At 69.1% G+C, this 23,031-nt stretch carries 21 protein-coding genes; 8 read left to right on the top strand and 13 right to left on the bottom strand.

The window, feature by feature from the left end; genetic code table 11:
* Positions 1 to 9 precede the first annotated feature (9 nt).
* The 7 genes from ACEN9H_RS09350 to garD all read right to left on the bottom strand — a co-directional run bounded on the left by ACEN9H_RS09350 (position 10) and on the right by garD (position 6,715).
* Positions 10 to 711, bottom strand: coding sequence for an anti-sigma factor domain-containing protein (locus ACEN9H_RS09350; RefSeq protein WP_413674542.1), 702 nt, complete (start codon positions 709 to 711; stop codon positions 10 to 12).
* A complete protein-coding gene (locus tag ACEN9H_RS09345; protein WP_413674541.1) occupies positions 708 to 1,286 on the bottom strand; it encodes a sigma-70 family RNA polymerase sigma factor in 579 nt (192 codons plus the stop codon). The genes ACEN9H_RS09350 and ACEN9H_RS09345 overlap by 4 nt, the downstream gene beginning before the upstream one ends.
* Positions 1,287 to 1,348: 62 nt before the next feature.
* A complete protein-coding gene (locus tag ACEN9H_RS09340; protein ID WP_413674540.1) occupies positions 1,349 to 2,023 on the bottom strand; it encodes a hypothetical protein in 675 nt (224 codons plus the stop codon).
* The gene (locus ACEN9H_RS09335; RefSeq protein ID WP_413674539.1) at positions 2,020 to 2,583 is read right to left on the bottom strand and encodes a hypothetical protein; all 564 of its coding nucleotides are present in this window, start codon (positions 2,581 to 2,583) and stop codon (positions 2,020 to 2,022) included. Before ACEN9H_RS09335 ends, ACEN9H_RS09340 begins: the two co-directional genes overlap by 4 nt.
* 90 nt (positions 2,584 to 2,673) lie before the next feature.
* Entirely contained in the window at positions 2,674 to 4,041 is a 1,368-nt protein-coding gene (locus ACEN9H_RS09330; protein WP_413674538.1) for an MFS transporter, read from the bottom strand.
* Positions 4,042 to 4,073: 32 nt separating this feature from the next.
* Positions 4,074 to 5,138 carry a porin gene (locus ACEN9H_RS09325; RefSeq protein ID WP_413674537.1) on the bottom strand — a complete coding sequence of 355 codons (1,065 nt, stop codon included), beginning with the start codon at positions 5,136 to 5,138 and terminating at the stop codon, positions 4,074 to 4,076.
* 44 nt (positions 5,139 to 5,182) lie between these two features.
* Positions 5,183 to 6,715 (bottom strand): galactarate dehydratase, encoded by a 1,533-nt coding sequence (gene garD, locus ACEN9H_RS09320; RefSeq protein WP_413674536.1) that lies wholly within the window; start codon positions 6,713 to 6,715, stop codon positions 5,183 to 5,185.
* Between the two features lie 201 nt (positions 6,716 to 6,916).
* Between garD and ACEN9H_RS09315 the strand changes: the two genes are divergently transcribed.
* Together ACEN9H_RS09315 and kdgD are read left to right on the top strand one after the other, a co-directional pair.
* Positions 6,917 to 7,963: a LacI family DNA-binding transcriptional regulator gene (locus tag ACEN9H_RS09315; RefSeq protein ID WP_413674535.1), complete on the top strand. Its 1,047-nt coding sequence runs from the start codon at positions 6,917 to 6,919 to the stop codon at positions 7,961 to 7,963.
* Between the two features lie 208 nt (positions 7,964 to 8,171).
* Positions 8,172 to 9,083 (top strand): 5-dehydro-4-deoxyglucarate dehydratase, encoded by a 912-nt coding sequence (kdgD, locus tag ACEN9H_RS09310; RefSeq protein WP_413674534.1) that lies wholly within the window; start codon positions 8,172 to 8,174, stop codon positions 9,081 to 9,083.
* Here kdgD and ACEN9H_RS09305 read toward each other — a convergent pair whose 3' ends face one another.
* Together ACEN9H_RS09305 and ACEN9H_RS09300 are read right to left on the bottom strand one after the other, a co-directional pair.
* Positions 9,084 to 11,675, bottom strand: a complete 2,592-nt coding sequence (locus ACEN9H_RS09305) for a glycoside hydrolase family 2 TIM barrel-domain containing protein (protein WP_413674533.1) — start codon at positions 11,673 to 11,675, stop codon at positions 9,084 to 9,086.
* 86 nt (positions 11,676 to 11,761) lie between these two features.
* Positions 11,762 to 13,159: an alpha-L-fucosidase gene (locus ACEN9H_RS09300; RefSeq protein ID WP_413674532.1), complete on the bottom strand. Its 1,398-nt coding sequence runs from the start codon at positions 13,157 to 13,159 to the stop codon at positions 11,762 to 11,764.
* Positions 13,160 to 13,333: 174 nt separating this feature from the next.
* On the opposite strand from ACEN9H_RS09300, the gene ACEN9H_RS09295 reads away from it, so the two are divergent.
* Entirely contained in the window at positions 13,334 to 15,262 is a 1,929-nt protein-coding gene (locus ACEN9H_RS09295) for a TonB-dependent receptor plug domain-containing protein (protein ID WP_413674531.1), read from the top strand.
* 12 nt (positions 15,263 to 15,274) lie between these two features.
* Here the strand turns inward: ACEN9H_RS09295 and ACEN9H_RS09290 are convergent, their stop codons facing one another.
* Together ACEN9H_RS09290 and ACEN9H_RS09285 are read right to left on the bottom strand one after the other, a co-directional pair.
* Positions 15,275 to 16,591, bottom strand: coding sequence for a heavy metal sensor histidine kinase (locus ACEN9H_RS09290; RefSeq protein WP_413674530.1), 1,317 nt, complete (start codon positions 16,589 to 16,591; stop codon positions 15,275 to 15,277).
* A gap of 11 nt (positions 16,592 to 16,602) precedes the next feature.
* Positions 16,603 to 17,274 (bottom strand): heavy metal response regulator transcription factor, encoded by a 672-nt coding sequence (locus ACEN9H_RS09285; protein ID WP_371758288.1) that lies wholly within the window; start codon positions 17,272 to 17,274, stop codon positions 16,603 to 16,605.
* A 151-nt stretch (positions 17,275 to 17,425) separates the two neighbouring features.
* On the opposite strand from ACEN9H_RS09285, the gene ACEN9H_RS09280 reads away from it, so the two are divergent.
* The 3 genes from ACEN9H_RS09280 to ACEN9H_RS09270 are packed head-to-tail and all read left to right on the top strand — an operon-like array spanning position 17,426 to position 19,518.
* Entirely contained in the window at positions 17,426 to 17,752 is a 327-nt protein-coding gene (locus ACEN9H_RS09280; RefSeq protein WP_413674529.1) for a CzcE family metal-binding protein, read from the top strand.
* A 4-nt stretch (positions 17,753 to 17,756) separates the two neighbouring features.
* Positions 17,757 to 18,146: a DUF305 domain-containing protein gene (locus tag ACEN9H_RS09275; protein WP_413674528.1), complete on the top strand. Its 390-nt coding sequence runs from the start codon at positions 17,757 to 17,759 to the stop codon at positions 18,144 to 18,146.
* On the top strand, positions 18,133 to 19,518 hold the full coding sequence (locus ACEN9H_RS09270; protein ID WP_413674527.1) for a YncE family protein: 1,386 nt from the start codon (positions 18,133 to 18,135) through the stop codon (positions 19,516 to 19,518). Before ACEN9H_RS09275 ends, ACEN9H_RS09270 begins: the two co-directional genes overlap by 14 nt.
* A gap of 5 nt (positions 19,519 to 19,523) precedes the next feature.
* Here ACEN9H_RS09270 and ACEN9H_RS09265 read toward each other — a convergent pair whose 3' ends face one another.
* On the bottom strand, positions 19,524 to 19,709 hold the full coding sequence (locus ACEN9H_RS09265; protein WP_413674526.1) for a hypothetical protein: 186 nt from the start codon (positions 19,707 to 19,709) through the stop codon (positions 19,524 to 19,526).
* Positions 19,710 to 19,873: 164 nt separating this feature from the next.
* Here ACEN9H_RS09265 and ACEN9H_RS09260 point away from each other — a divergent pair, with 164 nt between their 5' ends.
* Together ACEN9H_RS09260 and ACEN9H_RS09255 are read left to right on the top strand one after the other, a co-directional pair.
* Positions 19,874 to 20,011, top strand: coding sequence for a hypothetical protein (locus ACEN9H_RS09260; protein WP_413674525.1), 138 nt, complete (start codon positions 19,874 to 19,876; stop codon positions 20,009 to 20,011).
* A 154-nt stretch (positions 20,012 to 20,165) separates the two neighbouring features.
* On the top strand, positions 20,166 to 21,611 hold the full coding sequence (locus tag ACEN9H_RS09255) for an NAD-dependent succinate-semialdehyde dehydrogenase (protein ID WP_413674524.1): 1,446 nt from the start codon (positions 20,166 to 20,168) through the stop codon (positions 21,609 to 21,611).
* On the opposite strand, the gene ACEN9H_RS09250 is transcribed toward ACEN9H_RS09255, so the two are convergent.
* Positions 21,608 to 23,002 (bottom strand): diguanylate cyclase, encoded by a 1,395-nt coding sequence (locus ACEN9H_RS09250; protein WP_413674523.1) that lies wholly within the window; start codon positions 23,000 to 23,002, stop codon positions 21,608 to 21,610. The genes ACEN9H_RS09255 and ACEN9H_RS09250 overlap by 4 nt on opposite strands.
* Between the last annotated feature and the right edge of the window lie 29 nt (positions 23,003 to 23,031).

Raw genomic sequence — 23,031 nt, 5'->3', positions numbered from 1 at the left:
AGAGTGGATTCACAGCCTTGCCCAGCTGCCCTTGTACAGCACGGGTCCCGTCGGCCCGTTCGGATCGGGCGAGCCGCCCTTCGGCTCCAGGCTGATCGCGAGCAGCGCCACGTCCGGCGCGGTCGCGCGCGCGTCCAGCGTCAGGTCCGTGCTGCGGTTGTCGGGCAGGATGCCGAGCGAGCGGGGTTTGCCCGTGCGCGTGATCGCCCACAGTTGCAGCGTGCGGTCGGCGGGGACGTGGACGTCTTCCGCCACGCGCACCTGCAGGCGGCGGTGGCGCGTGTCGGCCGTGACGACCATGACGGTCTGCGACTGGGCGTCGGACAGCGCGGCGATCTGCTGCGTCCGCGGCGTGGCCGCCGGCGGCGCGGCGAGGCGCACGGCCAGCACGAGCGCGCCCGCGCCCGCGGCCAGCGCCAGCACGCCCCACGGGCGCGCGGCGGACGTGCGCCAGAACTGCCACCACGGCGGCTGTACCGCAGGCCCCAGGCAGCGCTCGATGCCCTCCCACACGCGCGCCGGCGGCGTCACCGGCCGCTGCAGTTCGGCCAGCGCCGCGAGCCGGCCCTGCCAGTCGGCGACGGCGGCGCGCAGCAGGCGGTCGTCGCGCAGCCACGTCTCGAAGCGGCGCCGCGCCCCGCCGCGCAAGGTGCCGAGCGCGTATTCGGCCGCGAGCCGGTCGCGCAGCGGCGCGTTGTCGCGGATATTCATGCGGCCTCCCGTCTGGACAGGCAATCGCGCAGCCGGTCGAGGCCGCGCCGGATCCACGTCTTGACCGTGCCGAGCGGCAGGCCGAGGCGCGCCGCCACGTCCGAATGCGACAGGTCGTGCAGGTAGGCCATGCCGATCGCCTGGCGCTGGCCGCCCGCGAGCGTGTCCATGCAGCGCGCCAGCGCCTGCGCGTCGCGCGAGAGCTGCGCCAGTTCGTGCGGACCCGCCGCCATGTCGGCCAGGCTGTCGGCATCCGCGAGTTCGACGCGGACGTCGCCGCCGTCCGCCCGCGCGCGGCGGCGGACGTCCAGCGCCTTGTTGCGCACGATCGTCACCATCCACGTGAGCGGCGCCGCCAGGTGCATCTGGTAACTGGCGGCCGCGTGCCAGATCGCGACGTACGCATCCTGCACGGCCTCCTCCGCCAGTTCCTCCTTGTGCAGCACGCGCAGCGCGAAGCCGAACAGCTTCGCCGACGTGGCCTCGTACAGCCTGCGGAACGCGGCGCGGTCCTGCAGGGCCACGGCCGCGAGCAGGTGGTACAGCTGGTCGTCCTGGTCGGTCTCCTGGCTCACGGCGCCTCTGTCATTGATTTAATGAAAACATTGTAACCGTACAGTGGCAGGACTGGAAACGATTACATGCGTGCGGACAGGTATTGCTCGCGCACGGACAACCCGGTCTGCGGCAGATGCGCGGCCGTCACGGTGGCCACGTAGTCCGCGTAGCGGTATTGCACGCGCGCCGTCTGGATCGGGCTTGCCGCCAGCACGTCCGGCGCCGGGTCGCCGACCGCGAGGCCGGGCGCACCCAGCGCCGCGCGCAGGCGGCCGGCCGCGTCCGACCACACCGCGCGCACGTCGTCCGGCCGCATGCCGCGCCGGTACACGTCGACGCCGACGAGGCGCCCCGCCGGTCCGAAGCTGAGCCACATCTCGCTGACGGGCGGCCCGGCCAGCCCGAGCGCGGCCGCATCCACGCCGCGGCAGCGCAGGTGGCGGTAGCCGCGTGCCTGCACCTCGCACGCCGCGTGCGCGCGGGCGAGGAGCGCCTGCGCCTGCGCTTCGGTGGTCATGTCCAGGACAAGGCCCGCGACGGCCGGGCGGACCGGCGCGGCGGTAACGCCGCGCAGCCCGGCCAGGCCGGCCCGGCGTACGTGGTCGACCTGCGCCGCCGCGACCCGGTCGACCGGGCACGGCACGCCCAGCGCCGCCAACGCACGCAGGCCGGCGCGCGTGTGCATCGCACCGCCCACGCCCAGCACGAGGAGCGCGGCGCCCGCCCCCGCCATCACCCACGCGCGGGCGCTCATGACTGGCAGTTGGCCGCGGTGGTCGAGCCAAGATAGACGGGCGTCTTCGACACGATGTCGCCCTTCAGGCCGACGAGCGTGGGCGCCACGCGGTTGATGTACGCATCCGGCACGCCGTCCTGCTTCATGACGGCCGCCAGGTCGACCATGAACTGGTCGAACACGCAGCCGGGAATGCCGAGATCCTTGTGCGCCGCGACCATGTCTTCGCACTGGACCGTCGTGTTGTCGGCCGTGGCGGAGCCCGGATACGTGTACGGTCCGCCCAGCACGGCGTTGAACTGCAGGCGCAGGCAGGCTTTCAGGCGGTCGACGGAATCGTGGCCGGGTGTGCCGACGACGGCGAAGTACGGCGCCTCCTTCGGATCGGCCAGCAGGCCGGCGGCCGCGTCGTCGACGACCTTCGCCACCGCCGCGGGCGCTTTCGCGTCCCCGCCGAGGGCCATCCAGATGTCCTGGTTCTGCGCGAACTGCGCCTTCGGCATGTCGTCGTCGCCGCCGCCGCACGCGGACAGGAAGGCGCACAGGGATGCTGCTGAAAGGATGAGGGCAGGCTTCATGTCGATCTCCGGGTTGAGGGTTGTGGCGGGGGAAAACCTCCCCCGCTCCCTCTTGTACGCAGCCACCCGGCGATCGGATTCAAGAATTTACTACACTGCCGTCTTCAGCGACTTCACCAGCTTCACGCGCTTGATCTCGCCCACGATGAACACATAGCTGAAGATCGCGACGGCCGCGTTGGCGCCGACATACACGAGCGCCCCCGCGAACGAGCCGGTGCCCTGCAGGATGTAGCCGATGACGATCGGCGTCGTGATGCCGGCGATGTTGCCGAAGGTGTTGAACAGCGCGCCGGACAGGCCGCCCGCTTCCTTCGGCGACGTGTCCGCGACGACGGCCCAGCCCAGCGCGCCGACGCCCTTGCCGAAGAAGGCCAGCGCCATCACGGCGACGACGACGGCGTCGGCGTCGATGTAATTACAGGCGATCATGCTCATCGACAGCAGCATGCCGCACACGATCGGCACCTTGCGCGACATCGACAGCGAGAAGCCGGCCTTGGCGAGGCGGTCCGAGATCGTGCCGCCCACGACGCCGCCGAGGAAGCCGGCGATGGCGGGCAGCGACGCGACGAAGCCCGCCTTCAGGATCGTCATGTGGCGCTCCTGCACGAGGTACACGGGGAACCACGTGAGGAAGAAGTACGTCAGCGTGTTGATGCAGTACTGGCCGATGTACACGCCCAGCAGCATGCGGTTGCCCAGCAACTCTTTGACGCAGGCGAGCGTGTCCACGGCGGGCGCCTGCGCACTGCGTTTGGCGCCGTCGAGGTCGACGAGCGCCCCGCCCTGCTCGATGTATTCCAGTTCGCCGGCGCTGACGGACGGGTGGTCCTTCGGTCCGTGGATGACCTTCAGCCAGACGAAGGCCAGCGCGATCCCGAGGCCGCCCATCACGATGAACACGCTCTCCCAGCCGAACGCGTGGACGAGCCAGCCCATGATCGGTGCGAACAGCACGGTCGCGAAATACTGCGCGGAGTTGAACAGCGCGGACGCGAGGCCCCGTTCGTGCGTGGGGAACCACGCCGACGTGATGCGGCTGTTGCCCGGGAACGAAGGCGCTTCCGCCGCGCCGACGAGGAAACGCAGCACGAACAGCGTGCCGACGGCGGCGGCCCCGGTGAGGAAGCCGACGCCGCCCGTCAGCAGCGTGAACAGCGACCAGAGAAAAATGCTGAAGAAATAGGTGATCTTCGAGCCGAAGCGGTCGAGCAGCCAGCCGCCGGGCAGCTGGGCCGCCACGTACGACCACGCGAACGCGGAAAAGACGAAGCCCATCTCGACGGGCGACAGGCCCAGGGCCTTGCGGATTTCCGGACCCGCGATCGAGATCGAGGCGCGGTCCGCGTAGTTGACCGTCGTGACGATGAACAGGATGGCGAGTATGCCCCAGCGCGTGCGCGACGCGAGTCTGGTTGCAGCAGCCGGCATGGCGGTGGTTGTCGTGTGCTCCATGGTCCCTCCAAAGATTGGTATGCCCGCCGGACTCAGAACGTCTGGCGGATGCCCAGGTTGTAGCCGGTGTTGCCCGTACCCGGCTCCGTGTTGTTGGCGACCGTGTAGCCGGCGCCGTTCTTGTTATGGATATGTGCGTACGCCGCGTACAGGCCCGTGCGTTTCGACAGCGGATACAGGTAGCCGATGCCCCACTCGTGGGCGTCCTGGTTGAGGTGCGTGCGGTCGTCCTTGCGCTGCGTGGAGAACATCAGCGTGCCCGGCCCGACGGGCGCGGAGAAGCCCAGCAGGATCTCGCGGCCGTCCGTCGACGGCGTCGGCTTCACCCCGCCGTACGGGTTGTTCGCGTTGCCCAGGGTGGCGCTGTTGAAACCCTTGTCGACTTCGAATGCGCCGTACAGCTTGATCCATTTGAAGTCGTAATTCGCACCGAGGAGCACGTTGCGGCCCAGGTCGTGGTTCACCCCCGTCGCCGCCACGTCCGTGTTCTTGTTGTTGTACGCGAGCCGTACCCGCAGTGCGCCCTGCGCGTAATCGAGCGCGCCGCCGAACTGGCGACCCGCCGACAACTCGGTCTGCTCGCCGGCGCTGTACGCGAGTTCCGCGTGCACGCCGCTCACCTTGGGCGACGTGTACGTGATCGTGTTACTGGCGCGGACGTTGGTGCCGTTGTCCGGGAAGAGGTTCTTCGCCGTGCCCGCGTAGCCGGTGCCGAACGGGTCGGCGACGGCCGTCAGGGTGAGGTGGTAAGGCGTGTACTGGCGGCCGAAGGCGATGGCGCCCGCGTTCGTCCTGATGCCCACGAAGGCCTGGCGATTGAAGATCGTGTTCGCGGCATCGAGTTCGCCCGTGTCGATCTTCGCGCCCGTCTCCAGCGTGAAGAACGCGGACATGCCATTGCCCAGGTCCTCCGTGCCGCGGAAGCCGATGCGCGATGCGGACGCGGCGCCGCTCGTGATCTTCGTCTGGTGACCGGCGCTGGAACCGTTCTCGCCCACGAACGCCGCGTCGGCGATGCCGTAGATCGTGACATTCGTCTGGGCGTGCGCGCCCGCGCCCGCGGCCAGGCCGAGGGCGATACATACTGCTTTCTTCACAATGTCTCCTTGCTGTTGTCTGTCTTGTGTGGTCGTCCGTGCGGTCAGGTCACGGGCGCAGGATTGAAGAGCGTGAGCGCGTTGTGGAGCTTCCAGTGCTCGGCCCACGTCTTCTTGCGGCCGCTCGCCACGTCGAGCAGGAAGTGGAACAACTCCCAGCCCACGTCCGCGATCGTCGCGTCGCCGGTCGCGATGCGGCCGGCGTTGATGTCCATGAGGTCATGCCAGCGGCGTGCCAGGTCGTCGCGCGTGGCGACTTTCACGACCGGCACGGCGGCCAGGCCGTAAGGCGTGCCGCGGCCCGTCGTGAACACGTGCATGTTCATGCCGGCGGCCAGTTGCAGGGTGCCGCAGATGAAATCGCTGGCCGGCGTGGCCGCGTAGATCAGGCCTTTCTGCTGCAGCTTGTCGCCCGGGGACAGCACGCCCGCGATGGGTGCCGTGCCGGACTTGATGATGGAGCCCATCGCCTTTTCGGTGATGTTGGCGAGGCCGCCCTTCTTGTTGCCCGGCGTCGTGTTCGCGCTGCGGTCCACGCCGCCCCGCTTCAGGTATTCGTCGTACCACGCCATCTCGCGGATCATCGCCTCGGCGACGCCGTCGTCGGCGGCGCGCGCGGTCAGCTGGTCGATGCCGTCGCGGACTTCCGTCGTTTCGGAGAACATGACGGCGGCGCCGGCCCGCACGAGCAGGTCGCTCGCGAAGCCGACGGCCGGATTCGCGGTCACGCCGGAAAACGCATCGCTGCCGCCGCACTGCACGCCGACGACGAGTTCCGACGCCGGCACGGTCTCGCGCCGGCGCTCGTTCAGCACCGCCAGGTGCTTCTCGGCCGTGCGCATGATGGATTCGATCATGTCGCCGAAGCCCACGTGAGCGGCATCCTGCAGGCAGACAGTGTCCGGCGCCTGGATCGGGATCGAGCCGGCCGGGAACATGCGCGCCGGCTGCAGCTTTTCGCAGCCCAGGCTCACGAGCATCACGCGGCCGCCGAAGTTCGGGTTCTTCGCGATGTTGCGCAGGGTCCGGATCGGGATCTCGGCGCCTGGCGCGTCGATGGCGACGCCGCAACCGTACGTGTGCTCGATGGCGACGACGTCGTCCACGTGCGGGTAGTTCGGCAGCAGCTCCTTCTTGATGCGGTCGATGGCGAACGCGACGACACCCGACACGCACTGCACCGTCTCGCTGATGGCGAGGATGTTGCGCGTGCCGACCGAGCCGTCCGGATTGCGGAAACCTTCGAACGTATAGCCTTCCAGCGGCGCCAGCGGTGCGCGGTCGCGGACGGGCTTCGGCAGGTCGTCCAGGCCGCGCGCGGCCGGCATGCCGACCAGCGATTCCTCGATCCACGTGCCGCGGGCGATGGGTTGCAGCGCATGGCCGATCGTGACGTCGTAGCGGACGATGGGTGCGCCCTGGGCGATGTCGACGAGCGCCACCTTGTGCCCTTCCGGCACGCGGGTGGTCAGGGTCAGCCCGTCCGGGAAGATCGTGCCTTCCGGCAGGCCGCCGGCGTTGACGACGATGGCGACGTTGTCGTTCTCGTGCATGCGGATGGTGCGGGGGATAGTCATCAGCGTCTCCATGATTGCGCAATCATTTAGTAGCAAAGCACAACAGCCATGCGCTTTGCGCAAAAAATGACACCGCAATCATTCTTGTCTTAAAAATATGGCCGGTAGGTCGGCCGAGGTGTTTGGTATGATACCGCAATCATCTTCGAACGCAAGCGTTTTGTGATCGGATGTCGTACAAGTGATAAAGAACACAACAACATGATAGCCCCCGCAGACGACACGCTCCCCACCAACGGAGACCGCCCGAAAAGCATCACGCTCAAGGATGTCGCGCGGCTCGCGGGCCTCTCTCCGATCACGGTATCGCGCGCGCTGCACAACCCCAGGCTCGTCAAGCCGGACACGATCGCGCGCGTGAAAGAAGCGGCGGCCGCGATGGGCTATATCCCGAACATGCTGGCCGGCAGCCTGACGACGAAGCGCAGCCAGCTGATCGCCGCCATCGTGCCGCAGCTGTCGAACTCGATGTTCGCCGAGACGGTGCAGGGCCTGAACGACGAATTGTCGGCGCACGGCTACCAGCTGCTGCTGTCGTTATCGAACTACTCGCGGCAAAAGGAAGAAGACCTGCTGACGGCGATCCTGTCGCGCCAGCCCGACGGCATCGTCCTCACCGGCATCCATCACCACCCCGGTGTGCGCAAGAAGCTGCTCGCGACCGGCGTGCCCGTCGTGGAAGCGTGGGACCTGACGCCCTCCCCCATCGACATCGCCATCGGCTTTTCGCAGGAACGCGTGGGCGAAAAGGTCGCGCAATACCTTTTATCCAAAGGATATAAACGGTTCGCGTCGATCTGCGCGCGCGACGAGCGCGCGAACCGGCGCCGCCTGGCGCTGGAGGCGGAACTGGAACGGCACGGCGTGGTGCCCGTCGCCACGCACCTGGCCACGCCGCCGACCGTGATGAATCTCGGCCGCGAAGGCCTGCGCGCGATCCTCGCGGAAGGCCACGCGCCCGACGTCGTCGTGTGCAGCTCGGACGTGCTGGCCCAGGGCGCCCTCATCGAGGCGCAGGCGCAAGGCATCGCCGTGCCGGAGACGCTCGGCATCATGGGCTTCGGCGACTTCGACTTCGCCGCGTACACGCATCCTCCCATCTCGTCCGTCCACGTCGACAAGCGCGCCATCGGCGTGCAGGCGGCCCGGGCGCTCATCGCGAAGATCGAAGGCGAGGCGCCGGCGGGGAATGTCGTGGACGTGGGGTTCAACCTGGTCGAGCGCGGCACGACGCGGCAAATCGGTTAAGGCCTGACACGCAAAAACCGTCGCCCCCGGACTAGGCGTCCCCCTTGGCGGGGGCTCATGTTGCACGCGGTCTCGCGACGCGGACAGAACTTGGGTCCCCGCCTCCGCGGGGACGACGTTTATGCGCACATGACCAAAAAATTCTTGCGATGCTGCGATCTTAGTTGTACGATGTCTGACAAGTTAAACCCACCGCCCTGGAGCAAAAATGAATCCGCAAGAACTCAAGCAAGTGATGTCGTCCGGCCTGCTGTCCTTCCCCATCACCGACTTCGATGCCGAAGGCAACTTCCGCAAGAGCACCTACATCGAACGCCTGGAATGGCTCGCCCCGTACGGCGCCACCGCCCTGTTCGCGGCCGGCGGCACCGGCGAATTCTTCTCGCTGACGCACGACGAGTACTCGCAGGTGATCAAGACTGCCGTCGACACGTGCGCCGGTAAAGTGCCCATCCTCGCCGGCGTCGGCGGCCCGACCCGCGCCGCGATCGCCTTTGCCCAGGAAGCCGAGCGCCTCGGCGCGAAAGGCGTGCTGCTGCTGCCGCACTACCTGACGGAAGCGAGCCAGGACGGCCTCGTCGCGCACGTGGAAGAAGTCTGCAAATCGGTGAACATCGGCGTCGTCGTGTACAACCGCGCGCAATGCCGCCTGACCGCGGAATCGCTGGAAAAGCTGGCCGACCGCTGCCCCAACCTGATCGGCTTCAAGGACGGCATCGGCGACATCGAACTGATGGTCTCGATCTGGCGCCGCCTGGGCGACCGCTTCAGCTACCTGGGCGGCCTGCCGACCGCGGAAGTCTACGCCGCGGCGTATAAAGCGCTGGGCGTGCCGGTGTACTCGTCGGCCGTCTTCAACTTCATGCCGCAACTGGCGATGGATTTCTATCACGCGATCGCCAAGGACGACCACGCCACGACGAACCGACTGCTGGACGAATTCTTCCTGCCCTACCTGGCGATCCGCAACCGCAAGGCCGGCTACGCCGTGTCGATCGTCAAGGCCGGCGCCCGCCTCGTCGGCCACGACGGCGGCCCGGTGCGCGCGCCGCTGACCGACCTGACGGAAGAAGAACACGCCATGCTGGATCAACTGATCAAGAAGCAGAACGTGCGCTGATCACCAGAAGGTCGCCGGCGTCCCCATGATGACGACGTCGGCGATGCGGCAGTTGGCGCCCGCCAGCCGCAGCCGCAGGCGCCGTCCCGTGACGGCGCGCACGGGCACGTCGAACGTGTCGGCCGCCGCCGGCACGTCGGCCAGCACCTGCCACACGCCACCCGCATCCTGCGCTTGCGCCGTCACGCCGCAACGCCCGTCCGGCGCGAACCGCACGGCCAGCCGGCGGTAATTCACGATGCGCTCGGGGTCGATGGCGATCCACGGCGCGGCGTCGTCCGCCGCCGGGGCCCACCACGTGGCGGCGTCGCCGTCGTTGGCCAGCGACGGCGCATGGCCGGCCGCGCTCGAACTGGCCTGCGTGGGATTCTTCAGGCCGAACGCCTGCTCCGTCCCCACTTCCATCTTGCGCTGCAGGTACGGCCGGTCGGCCGCCAGCGGCGTCACGCCGTCCACGAAGGCCGGACCATCGACCGTCTCCACCGCCAGCACGCCGTCGGCGAGGCCGGGCGACGTCGCGCGGATGCGTGTCGTGCCGCGCTGCCAGCTGCGCATGGCGATGGCCGCCTGGCCGTCGCGGATCGGGATGTCGCCGTCCGGCGTGAACGCGATACCGCGCCCCGTCGGCAGCTCGCCCGGCCCCGCTTCCAGCGCCAGCCGCACGGGCGGGCTGTTGGACAGCGCCTTGCCGGCCGCGTCGACGACCGTCACGACCAGCTGCACGTCGTCCGTGCCGTCCGCGTGGCGGATCACGGGGCTGCTGGCCGTCACCCGCAGGGCGGCCGGCTGGCCCGGCTGCGGCCACGCGGGCGGCGCGATGCCGCGGTAGGCGTTGCGGTACCAGTACCAACTGCGCTTCGGCAGCCGCGCATAATCGACGAGGCCCATCGAGCCGAACTTGCCCGCGATCGAGCCGTGGTCGAACCCGGCCCACACGGCCTCTCCCGCGCGCCACGGGAAGCGCCACGACGCTGGCTCGCCCGCCTTCGCGCCCGGCGTGTGTTCGATGTCGCCCCAGCCCGGGTCGTATTCGCCCGGCCGGTCCGAGATGGTCGAGCCGTACTCCGCGACGAAGTTGGCGATGCCGGGATTCGGGAACAGCACGGCGCCGTCGCCGTTGTAGCCGGCGATGTCGCCAATGCGGTCGATATCGCCCCGCTGCGCGCCGTCGACGGCCGCGGGCCGCGTGGGATCGAGCGTGTGCGACAGCGCCACCTCGTCCGCCAGCAGCTTGCGCACGGCCGGCAGCGTGTCCTTGTCGGTGAAGAAGACCTCGTTGTCCATGCCCCACGCCACGACCGACGGATGGTTGCGGTTGATGCGGATGAGTTCCGCCAGCTGCTGCTTGACGCTGTCCTCGAACGCGGCCTGGTGTTCGGCTTCGGGCGGATAGGCGGACCGGCTCCACGGACTCTTCATGCCGGCCGTGCCCCAGAACGGCGCCTCCGGCAGGAACAGCATGCCGATCCGATCGGTCGCTTCGGCGAAATGCGGGTCGTGCGGATAGTGCGAGCCGCGGATGAAATCGAAGCCGGCATCCTTCATCAGCTGCACGTCGCGGTCGATGGCGGCATTCGTCACGGCGTCGCCCCATCCGGCCTGGTCCTGGTGGACGTTGGCGCCGCGGAAGTAGCGGTGCTCGCCGTTGAGAAAAAAGCCCTGGTCGGCCGTCCACTCGATGGTGCGGAAGCCGAACGACGTCTCGAAGCGGTCGCGCGGGCGCCCCGCCACGGCGAGGGTCGTGACGGCGCGGTACAGCGTGGGCGTCTCGGGACTCCACAGCTTGAGGCCCGCAAGCCGCGCGGACTGCTGCGCGACGTCCAGCGTCCGCCCCGGCGGCACGCGGACGGCCGCATCGGGCAGCACGGCCACGGTGGCGCCGCGGGCGTCGGCGATGCGGGTGCGCACCCTCACCTTGACCGGTTTGCGGCCGTCGTTGCGCACCTCCGTCGCCACGCGCACGGCGCCGCTGCGGCCCGCCAGGCCCGGCGTCGTGACGGTGGTGCCGGTCCAGGGGACGTGCACGTCGTCCGTCGTCACGAGCCAGACGTCGCGGTAGATGCCGCCGCTGAAGATATGTTCGCCGGCGCGCGGGGCGAGCGTGGGGTCCCAGGTGTTGTCGACGCGGACGGCGATCACGTTGCGCCCGGGGTGCAAGGCGCTCGTAAGATCGACGGGAAAGCCGGTATAGCCGCCGCGGTGGCGCGCGATCTTGCGGCCGTTCGCGTACACCTCGGCCGTCTGGAACGCGGCTTCGAATTCGAGCGTCCAGCGGCGCCCGGCGGTCACTTGCGGCAGCACGATGTCCTTGCGGTACCAGCCGTAGCCGACGTACACCTCGGGCGCCTGGAAGTAAGGCGTGCTGAAACTGTGCGGCAGGCCCACGGCCTGCCAGTCGCCGTCGTCGAAGTCGGCCTTCTCGGCGCCGCCGATGTCGCCCAGGTGGAAGCGCCAGCCGGCGTTGAAACTCTGCCGCTGGCGCGCGGTGGGTGCTTCGGCCGGGGTTGCGGCATGGACCGCGCCGGTCAAAATGGCAAGCGCGATGGCGGCGCGGGTCGCCAGGCGTGTCAGGGTCGCCGTCTGCGAACGCATTCGTGCTCCAAGTAGAAAATCGTTATTGTGCGGATGCCCGGCCCACCCGGGCAATGATGAAATCCACCGGAGCGGCGAACGTTTTTTCAGCGCACGGGCGCGAGCCCTTCGGCGGACGCATCCAGTTGCAGGGCCACCACAGTGTCCATGTCGTCACGCGCGGCGGCCGGCACCGAAATCTCGATGCCGCGCGCGGATTGCTCGACCTTCGCCGCGCCGCCGCCCAGCACGGACGCGCGCACGACGCGGGCGGGGATCGCCGGCAGCGCGAGCTTGTCGCCCGGCCAGTTCAGCACGTGGACATAGACCGTGTTGCCGCGGCGCGTGGAGGCGCCCCAGCTGCCCGGCAGGAACGGCCCGCCGCGGGTGCCGTAGATGCTGTCGCCGTGCTTGCCCAGCCACGCGCCGATCTCGCGCAGGCGCTGGGCCTGCGCCGGGTCGATGCGGCCGTCGGGGTCGGGCCCCACGTTGAGCAGCAGGTTGCCGTCGCGGCCCGCCACGTTCGCCAGCAGCTGGATGTAGTGCTTCAGGGGCTTCGGCTGCATGTTCGGCTGGTAGCCCCAGGCGCCGGCGATCGTCGTGCACAGCTCCCACGGATGCTGGTCGTCGTAGTCGCCCAGCGCGCCGTCACCCTCGCGCGAATGGAAGTCTTCCTTCATGTCCGCGCGGCCGTTGATGACGACGTTCGGCTGCAGGCGGCGCAGCATCGTGTGCACCTTGTCGTGCTGCCAGTCGAAGCCGCCGCCGTAATGCTTGCCGGGCGCGCGCTTCTGCCACTGCGCGGCGGACCAGTCGCCGCCGAAGCTCAGCCAGTCGGTCTCGCCGCCGTCGAACCACAGCACGTCGAGCTTGCCGTAGTTGGACAGCAGTTTTTCCATCTGGCGGTGGTACTGGGCCCGCATCGCTTCCGCGCTGTCCCGGTACAGGTCGGGGAAGAAGTAGCCCGGGTAGCGCCAGTCCAGCGGCGAGTAATACAGCCCCACGCCCATGCCTGCCTTGCGCGCGGCCTTCACGTAGTCCGCGACGAAATCGCGCTGCGCGGCCGTCTTCGTGCTCGAGAACGGATTGTCGCCGTCGTCGAACATCGCAAAGCCGTCGTGGTGGCGCGACGTGAACACCATGTATTTCATGCCCGCGGACTTCGCCAGCTGCGCCCACCCGTCGGGGTCGAAGTGGCGCGGCTTGAACTGGCCGGCCAGCTTCGCATATTCGTTCACCGGGGTCTGTTCCATGAATTGCGCCCACTCGCCGCGGCCGGGGATGGCGTACAGGCCCCAGTGGATGAACATGCCGAAGCGGGCCTGGCGCCACCAGGCGATGCGGGCGGCCGCGTCGCCGTCGGCGGCCGGCGCTCCGGCGGCCGGCGCCCCGGCGGGGGTCGTCTGCGCGGACGCCGCGCCCGGCAGCGCGCATGCGGCGGCGGCCAGCAACAGGCCGGCCAGGGCGCGACGGCGGCGGCCGTGCGCGGGGATGAATGGCTTCACAGTGTCTCCGTTGGATTTTTCCGGATTGTCCGAGTTGCGGCGCATCTCCGCAATCATCAAATCACTTTTCGCCGTTATGAAAAATGTCGAACCGGCGCACGGCACGATGGTATCGTTAACAAATCGATTTCTGCAATACAATCTTGCGAATTCGACTAAATGTGTCCTGTTACCATGCCCAGTTCCACATTGTTTCCCGCCGCCGTCCGGGTCTCTGCCCTCCTCGCCACCCTGCTCGCCGCGCCGGCAGCCATGGCCATCGTCCCCGCGCAGAACGACGATATCGCGGAACTGAGCCTGGAAGAACTGGCCAACATCCAGGTCACGTCCGTGTCGAAACGGTCGGAATCGCTGTCCGACGCGGCGGCCTCCATCTTCGTCATCACGGGCAACGACATCCGCCGCGCGGGCGCCGCCTCGCTGCCGGAAGCGCTGCGGCTCGCGCCGAACCTGCAGGTGGCGCGCGTCGATGCGCGTAACTACGCGGTCACGGCGCGCGGCTTTTCAAGCCCGTTCGAAAACAAGCTGCTCGTGCTGATCGACGGCCGCGCCGTGTACTCTCCCTTGTTTTCCGGCGTGTTCTGGGACGTGCAGGACGTGGTGCTGGACGATGTCGAGCGCATCGAAGTGATCAGCGGTCCGGGCGCGACCTTGTGGGGCGCGAATGCCGTCAACGGCGTCATCAACATCATCACGAAGTCGTCCGCCGCCACCCAGGGCGCACTGCTGGCGACGACCGTCGGCAAGGATGCGCGCGACGGCGCCGTGCGCTACGGCGGCCGGCTGGGTGGCGACGGCCACTACCGCGCTTACGCGAAGCATGCCGAAAACGACGACACGCACACGGCGACGGGCGCCACCTCGCAGACGGGCTGGCACCGCGACCAGGCCGGGTTCCGCACCGATTGGGGCGATGGCCTCACGGTCCAGGGTGACGTCTACGATGCTCGGCTGCGCCAGGCGAATACGCGCGACATCAGGGTCGCCGGCGCGAACCTGCTGGGGCGCGCGGCGCGCACGTTCGCGGACGGCTCGTCGGCCACCGTCCAGCTGTACTGGGACCATACGGAGCGCGACCAGCCGAACGCCTTCCACGAACGCCTCGACACGTTCGACCTGCAACTGCAGCACGCCGTGCACGTCGACGGCAACCACCACGTCGTGTGGGGCGGCGGCTACCGCCTGGGCCACGACCGCGTCGAGAACGGCCCCGCGTTCGGCTTCCTGCCCGGGACGCTGAACCTGCGCTGGGCGAACCTGTTCGCGCAGGACGAGATCGCGCTGCGCGACAACCTGCGCCTGATGGCCGGCCTGAAAATCGAGGACAACAATTACACGGGCGCCGAAGTGCTGCCCACCTTGCGCCTCGCGTGGAATCCGCGGCCGGCTGCCCTCGTGTGGACGTCGCTGTCGCGCGCCGTGCGGGCGCCGTCGCGCATCGACCGCGATTTGTACAGCCCCATCCGGCCACCCGTCGTAAACGGCGTGCCGCAGTATGGCGTGGCGGGCGGTCCCGGGTTCGAATCGGAGACGGCCAAGGTGTTCGAACTGGGCTACCGCGGCCGGCCCTCGGCGTCCCTGTCGTATTCGACCACGTTGTTCTTCAGCCGCTACGACCGGCTGCGCACGCTGGAGCCGAATCCGTCCGGCCCGGGTTCCGTGTTCGAGAACCGGGCGGACGGCCTCACGCGCGGCATCGAAGCGTGGGCCACGTGGCAGGCGGCGGATGCGTGGCGCCTGTCCGGCGGCGGCGTCGTGCAGCGCGTCGGCACGACCCTGGAACCCGGCAGCCGCGACCTGTCGGGAGCGACGGGCCTGTTCACGAGCGACCCGACGCATTACTGGCAAGTGCGCTCCTCGTACGACATCGGCGCCGGCCAGGAATTCGACGTCACGCTGCGCCACGTGGGCGCGCTGCCGCGCCCGAGCGTGCCCGCGTACACGGCCGTCGATGCGCGCTGGGGCTGGCGCATCCGCCGCGGCCTCGAACTGTCGATCATCGCCCAGAACGTTTTCGATCCGCGCCATGCGGAATTCGGGGCGCCGGCCACGCGCAGCGAATACGAGCGCGCGCTCGCCGTGCGGGTCGTGTGGACGCCCTGACGCCAGCCGGCGTCAGGACGGAAACCGCAGGCTGAACACGGTGCGCCCGCCCGGCACGCTGTCGACTTCCGCCGTGCCCCCGTGCAGGCGCATGATGGCGCGCACGATCGACAGCCCCAGGCCGACCGAACTCCCCGCGCCGCGCGCCGCGTCGGCCCGGTAATAGCGTTCGAACACGCGCTCGAGATGCTCGGGCGCGATGCCGTCGCCGCTGTTTTCCACCGACAGCGTGACCCACTGGCCGTCGCTCGCCGCACCCAGGTTGACGGCGCCGCCCCGCGGCGTATGCGCGATCGCGTTCGACACGAGGTTGTTGACGGCGCGCCGCAGCAGCACCGGGTCCGCGTGCACCTGCAGGCCGGCGACGTCGCCGAGGCCGAACCGGATGCCCTTGTCCTCGGCCAGCATCTCGAAATATTCACGGATGTGCTCCAGTTCCGCGCGCACGTCGAGCGCGGTGCTCGCCAGCGCCAGCTGGGCGTTGTCGGCGCGCGCCAGGAACAGCGTGTTCTCGATCATGCGCGCCAGCCGCTCGTATTCCTCGAGGTTGGACGCCAGCAGGGCCTCGTACTCGTCCGCCGTGCGCACGCGCGCAAGCGCGACCTGAGTCTGCATCATCAGCGCGTTGACGGGCGTGCGCAGGTCGTGCGCGAGGTCGGCCGCGAAGCCCGACAGGCGCTGGACGCCTTCTTCCAGCCGGTCGAGCATCGCATTGAATGCGACGGCCAGCGCGCGCAGCTCGGCCGGCAGCTCGGCGGCGGGCATGCGCACCGCGAGGCGCTGGGCGTGGATGGCGTCGGCGCGGGCGATCACGCCGTACAACGGACGCAGGCCCCGCTTCACGGCCGCGAACCCGAGGGCCGCCGCGACGAGCGTGCCCGCCACGAGGGCGCCCAGCAGGTCGAACGCATAACGGCGCAGGATCGCGAGCCGGTCGGAGCGCGTGCGCACGAGCGTCACCTGCAGCGGCGCCGCGGCAGCGCCGGCGAGCACGGTGACGACGCGCCGGGAGCCCCGCGCATCGTCGCGCGCGGCGATGTCCGCGAGGCCAGGATCGCGCCCCAGCGGCACGGCGCGCACGCTGGCGTCCGCCGCGCTCACCTGCAGGGTGACGCCGTCCTGGCCGATGGCGCGCACCAGCAGCGCGGGATCGCGTGTCGGCAATGCGCCCAGCAGCTGGCGCGCCAGCACTGCCTTGTTGAGCAGGTCCGCATCGTCGCGCCGGCCCATCTGGTGCGCCAGCGTCTGGTACAGATAGGCGCCGACCGCGACGAACACGGCGGCGGCGATCGCGGCGAACAGCAGGCCCAGACGCAGCGCGATGGACATCGGACGCGCCGTCACTCGCGCTCTTCCATCAGGTAGCCCATGCCGCGCACCGTGTGGATCAGTTTGACCGGGTACGGATCGTCGACCTTCGTGCGCAGGCGGCGGATGGCGACGTCGACGACGTTCGTGTCCGAATCGAAGTTCATGTCCCACACCTGCGACGAAATCAGCGAGCGTGACAGCACCTCGCCCTGGCGCCGCGCCAGCAGCACGAGCAGCGCGTGCTCCTTCGGCGTGAGGTCGATGCGCTTGCCGGCGCGCGTGACGCGGTGGCGGCGCAGGTCGATCTCGAGGTCGGCCACGGCCAGGATGTCCGGCTCGCGCGTGGGCGCGCGCCGCAGCAGCGTGCGCACGCGCGCCAGCAACTCGGCGAACGCGAACGGTTTCACGAGATAGTCGTCCGCGCCGAGCTCCAGGCCGCGCACGCGGTCGGCCACGTCGTCGCGCGCCGTCAGGTACAGCACCGGTGTTTCCTTGTGCTCGCGCAGTTTGGACAGCACCGTCCAGCCGTCCATCGCCGGCAGCATCACGTCGAGCACGACGAGGTCGTAGTCGTGCTCCAGCGCCAGGTGCAGGCCGTCCGGTCCGGTGCGCGCGAGGTCGGCGTTGAAGCCGGACTCGCGCAAGCCCTTGTGCAGGTAGTCGCCCGTCTTGGGCTCGTCTTCGACGATCAATATGCGCATGCTTCCTCCTGCGGACATTGTGCCGCAATTCCGGGCCGCGCTGGATGACAGGTGCGCCATCCGGCTGTCATCGAATTGTCATTCAGGAGTCACCCTCGCGTCAGCGGCCCTTTTGCACAATGCGTCCATCCCAACCACGAAGGAGAACCGCATGACCAAGCTGACCCGCACCCTCGCCCTGTCCGTCCTCGTCCTCGCCGCCGGCACGGCCGGCGCCATGCCGCGCCCGATGGATGCCGGCCGCGTCATCATGAGCGACACGGCCGACCTCGACGTCGCCGTCGACGCCTCGACCCGCTGGGTCAACGTCACCAACGGCCAGACGGTGCGCTTCACGGTGGGCGGCCGGCAGTTCACTTACGTCTTCGACGCATGGCCCAGCACGGATTCCATCCCGCTGTCGGCCATCGCACCGAAGGGCGTGACCGTGCCGGACGTGCGGGTCTACATCGCCCCCAACCCGCTGTACCAGGACTGAGGCCATGAAAGCCCTCATCGCCACCCTGGCGCTGTGCGCCGCCACCACCGCCGGCGCCCAGCACATGCACGGCGCGCCGGTACCCGCATCGTTCGTCGCCAGCAGCGACAAGCCGTTCGCGGCGCTGATGAACGACGCGATGGCGATCATGGACCGCGACATGGCCGCCGCGCCGATGAACGGCGAGCCGGGCCACGACTTCGTCACGATGATGATGCCGCACCACCAGGGCGCCATCGACATGGCGAAGGCCGTCCTGCTGAACACGCAGGACCCGGAACTGCGCAACCTGGCGCTCGGCATCATCGCCGAGCAGCAGAACGAAATCAACGTGATGCGGGCGTGGCTGGCACGTCACCCCTCGTCAACAAGGAGTCAGCATGAACACCATTGAACGGCTCGCCATTGCCGCGGGCGCCCTCGCCGTCGCGCAGGCGGCAATGGCCCTCCCGGCGGCCTCGGACCGCGTGTACACGGCCGACCAGAACACGAACACCATCTCGGTCTTCGACCCGGCCGGCAACCGTCTGCTGGGCCAGATCGTGCTGGGCAACCAGCGCCCCGACGTGCTGTCGCCGCTGTACCGCGGCGAGATCAACGTGCACGGCCTCGGCTTCTCGCCCGACCACAAGACGCTGGTCGCGATCTCGAACGGCTCGAACTCCGTGACGTTCATCGACACCGCGACGAACAAGGTCAAGGGCAAGACCTATGTCGGCCGCTCGCCCCATGAAGGCTTCTTCACGGCCGACGGCAAGGAAGTGTGGGTCGTCGTGCGCGGCGAGGATTACATCTCCGTCATCGACCCGCGCACGTTCAGGGAGACGCGCCGCATCCCGACGGCCGTCGGCCCCGGCATGGTGCAATTCCTGCCGGACGGGAAGCTGGCGTTCGCCGTCTCCAGCTTCACGCCGGAGGTCGACGTCATCGACGTCAAGGCGCACAAGGTCATCAAGCGGATTCCCGTCGTCAGCCCGTTCTCGCCCTTCCTGCAGTTCACGCCGGACCATCGCGAGATGTGGATGACGCACAAGGACGTCGGCAAGGTCACGCGCATCGACACGCGCACGTTCGAGGTGACGGGCGTGATCGACACGGGCTTCATCACGAACCACCTCGCGTTCGCCCGCGTCGGCGGCAAGACGCTCGCGTACGTGACGGTGGGCGGCGAGAACGTCGTGAAGGTGTACACGACGGACAAGGAGGCAAAGCTCCTCGCCACGATCCCGACCGGCGCGCTGCCGCACGGGATCTGGACGTCGGACGACAGCAGCCGCGTCTACGTGGGCCTGGAAAACGGCGACGGGGTCGACGTCATCGACCCCTCCGTCAACAAGGTGGTCGCGCACATGCCCGGCGGGCAGGCGCCGCAGGCCCTCGTCTACCTGTCGCACGTGGCGGCGCCGGGCAGCGCGGACAACCTGAGTCCGAGGATCAACCAGGATGCCGTCAACATCCCGCTCGCGGCGCCCGACGGCGCGGCGGCCCGCGGCTTCGTCGTCGCGCGCCAGCTGGGCGTCGTCGATGCGCTCGAGGTCAACGTGTTCAAGCTCAAGCCGGCGACGCAGTACAGCGTGGTCCTGGGCGGCCAGCCGGTCGGCACCGTGCGCACGGATGCGAAGGGCAATGCGAACGGCACGATGATCGGACCCGTGCGGTCCTTCACCCGGCCGGACGCGGCGCCCGCCGGCCAGGCCGCCGGGAAGATCCTGATCATGGAGGGGACGACAGCCCCCTCCGCGGCCGCGGCCGTGCTGGCGGGCTGACGCCGTCAGAACTTGTAGCGGGCGCCCAGCATGTAGCGCGGACCGCCCGTCGTGACCGACAGGACCTGCATGTCGGTACGGCCGTGCTGGCGCTGGTGCGCGTCGGTCAGGTTGATGGCTTCCAGCGACAGGCTCAGGTTGTAGTTCACGTTGTAGCCGATCGACAGGTCGACCTGGCCGTACGGCTCCACATAGCCCGGATTGGCGCGGATCGTCCGAGCCGCCGATCTTGCTGAAGAACTGGCGCAGGTCGGCCGGCTGCCACAGCGACTGGTCGTAGACGTTGGCCGCGTTGGCGTGGCCGCCCGGCGCCGTGCCCTGCCACGCATCCTGCTGGACATGCTGGAACGCCGAGTTGATCCGCGCCCGCGTCGTGCCCACGCCGAAGTTCAGGTTCGACGACGACCCGATGTTCAGCTTGCCGCCGGCCTGCACCTGGTCGATGGTCTGCTTGACGGCCGCGTCCTGGAACCAGGAACCGGCCACCTCGTAGCCCATCGGCATGATATACGCTACCAATGTTTGCTAACATTTGTGTTATGCGCAAACACTCACGCCGATTTCACACGGTGTTAAGCAAACAATCCGCAGCGGTGCGATCATTGCGTTCTCTGTATCCGAACAACTCATAGAGGACCGACGCACCCATGACCACCTCCAGCTATCCCGACACCCGCCTCCTGATCGCCAACGAATGGGTCGACGCCACCGGCGGCAAGACGATCCCGGTCGTGAACCCGGCCACGGGCCAGGCGATCGGCACGGTCGCGCACGCGGCCATCGCCGACCTGGACCGCGCCCTCGCCGCCGCCCAGCAGGGCTTCGAGAAATGGCGTTTCGTGCCCGCGGCCGAGCGCGCCGCCACGATGCGCCGCGCCGCCAACCTGCTGCGCGAACGCGCCGGCGACATCGCCCGCCTGCTGACCCAGGAACAGGGCAAGCCGCTGGCGGAAGCAAAAATGGAAGCACTGGCCGGCGCCGAGATCATCGACTGGTTCGCGGCCGAGGGCATGCGCGTGTACGGCCGCATCGTGCCGGCCCGTAACCCGCAGGCGCAGCAGCTCGTGCTGAAGGAACCGGTCGGCCCTGTCGCCGCCTTCACGCCGTGGAACTTCCCGATCAACCAGGTCGTCCGCAAGCTGGCCGCCGCGCTGGCCACCGGCTGCTCCTTCCTGTGCAAGGCACCGGAAGAGACCCCGGCCTCCCCGGCCGCGCTGTTCCAGTGCTTCGTCGACGCGGGCGTGCCGGCCGGCGTCGTGGGCCTCGTGTTCGGCGATCCGGCCGAGATCTCAGGCTACCTGATCCCGCACCCGGCCATCCGCAAGGTCACCTTCACGGGTTCCACGCCGGTCGGCAAGCAGCTCGCCGCACTCGCGGGCGCGCACATGAAGCGCGTGACGATGGAACTGGGCGGCCATGCGCCGGTGATCGTCGCCGAGGACGCGGACGTGACCCTGGCCGTCAAGGCCGCCGGCGCCGCCAAGTTCCGCAACGCGGGCCAGGTCTGCATCTCGCCGACCCGCTTCCTCGTGCACAACGCGATCAAGGACGAGTTTACGCGCGCCTTCGTCGCGCATGCGGAAGGCCTGAAGCTGGGCGACGGCCTGCTCGAGGGCACGACCCTCGGTCCCCTCGCCAATTCGCGCCGCGTGACGGCGATGGCGAAGATGGTCGAGGATGCGCAGGCAAAGGGCGCGATCGTCGCGACGGGCGGCAAGCGCGTGGGCGATGCTGGCAACTTCTTCGCGCCGACGATCCTCGCCGACGTGCCGCTGGAAGCGTCGATCTTCAACGACGAGCCGTTCGGCCCCGTCGCCGGCATCCGCGGCTTCGACAGCCTCGAAGATGCGATCGCGGAAGCGAACCGCCTGCCGTACGGCCTGGCCGGCTACGCGTTCACGCGCTCGATCAAGAACGCACACCTGCTGATGAACCGCGTGGAAGTGGGCATGCTGTGGATTAACCAGCCGGCCACGCCGAGCGCCGAGCTGCCGTTCGGCGGCGTCAAGGATTCCGGCTACGGTTCCGAAGGCGGCCCGGAAGCGCTGGAAGCCTACCTCAACACGAAGGCCATCTCGATGGTGGGCGTCTAAGCGACGGCGACGCGGTTGCGGCCGGCGTGCTTGGCGCTGTACAGCGCCGCGTCGGCCTGCGACAGCAACGTGCCGATGGGCGTGTCCGCGGCCTCCCGGCAGCCCAGGCCGATGCTGACGGTGGCGTGCAGGCGCACGCCGCCCTCCAGCACCGCGGGCTGCGCCGCGAACGCGTCGCAGATGCGCTGCGCGATCGCGCGCGCGTCCCCGGGCGCGCAACCGGGCAGCAGCACGGCGAACTCCTCGCCGCCCAGGCGCCCCAGCACGTCGCCCGCACGCAAGCATCCCGCCGCCACGCGCGCGAAATGGGCCAGCACGGCGTCGCCGGCCGCGTGGCCGTGGGTGTCGTTGACCTTCTTGAAAAAATCGATGTCCATCATCAGCACGGCGGCCGCCTGCACCGTGTCCGCGCGCGCCATGAAGCCGCCGCGGTTGAGCACCTGCGTCAGCGGATCGTGCGAAGCCGCATGCTGCAGCCGCGCCAGCAGCTCGTTGCGCGCGACCATCACGCTGGCGACGGCCAGCGGCGCCAGCGCCGTCAGCGTCACCCCGACGCGCAGCGACATGACGGCTTGCGGGGTATCGACTGCAGCGCCGATCGCGAGCATGCCGCTGGCGATCGCAAGCAGGGTCCACATCGAGAACAGCAAGGTGATGCCGGCCGTGGCGAACAGGCTGTACGTCAGCGCGCACCACAGCATCGCGGGAATCGGGAAGGAGATCACGCCCGGCCCGCCCAGCTGCGTCTCCAGCCACAGGCTGCTTGCGAACGCGGCCAGCGGCGCGAGATGGCCGATGCGCCAGGCGGGCGCGTCGCCGCGGCGCCCGCGTCCCGCCAGCCGGCGCGCGAGGTCCGGCATCGTCAGCAGCACGGGCAGGATCGCGATGGTGTTGACGAGCTCAGTCGAAAACCAGAACAGGAAGCCGTAGGCGCGCGTGCCGCCGAACAGCGCCGGGTGGATCACGGTGCCGCCCACGCCGGCCGCCGCGGCGCCGCACAGCGCCACCAGCACGAAGCGCAGCATCGAGCGCGGATGGCGCAGGCCGCGCATGTCGTCGCTCATCCGTTTCAGCAGCGCATAACACACCGACACGCCCATCAGGTTGGTCGTCGTGAGCATGACGGTCTTGGGCCAGCCGTGCCGCATGATCAGGTCGGCGACGATGTAGCCGGCGATGGCGGCCAGCCAGTGCGCCGCTGTCGGCGGATGGGCGCGCCGCAACAGCAGCCCGACGAGGACGGCGTTCGTGGGCCAGAACGCGGCCAGCACGCCCGGGGGCGCCGTGTAGATGCCGAAGATGGAACAGACGAAGACGAGCGCGCCGACGAGCAGCGCGTCTTTCAGGTCGAGGCCGGCAACCGGTCGATGGGGGGCATGGGAAAGTTGCACGGCTCGAAGGAATCGGTGAAACACGCTTC

The organism is Massilia cellulosiltytica (assembly GCF_047325105.1).
In the GTDB taxonomy this organism is placed as follows: domain Bacteria; phylum Pseudomonadota; class Gammaproteobacteria; order Burkholderiales; family Burkholderiaceae_D; genus Telluria; species Telluria orientalis.
Note: the sequence above shows the minus strand (reverse complement) of the source record. Positions and strands in the feature narration are given on the sequence as shown.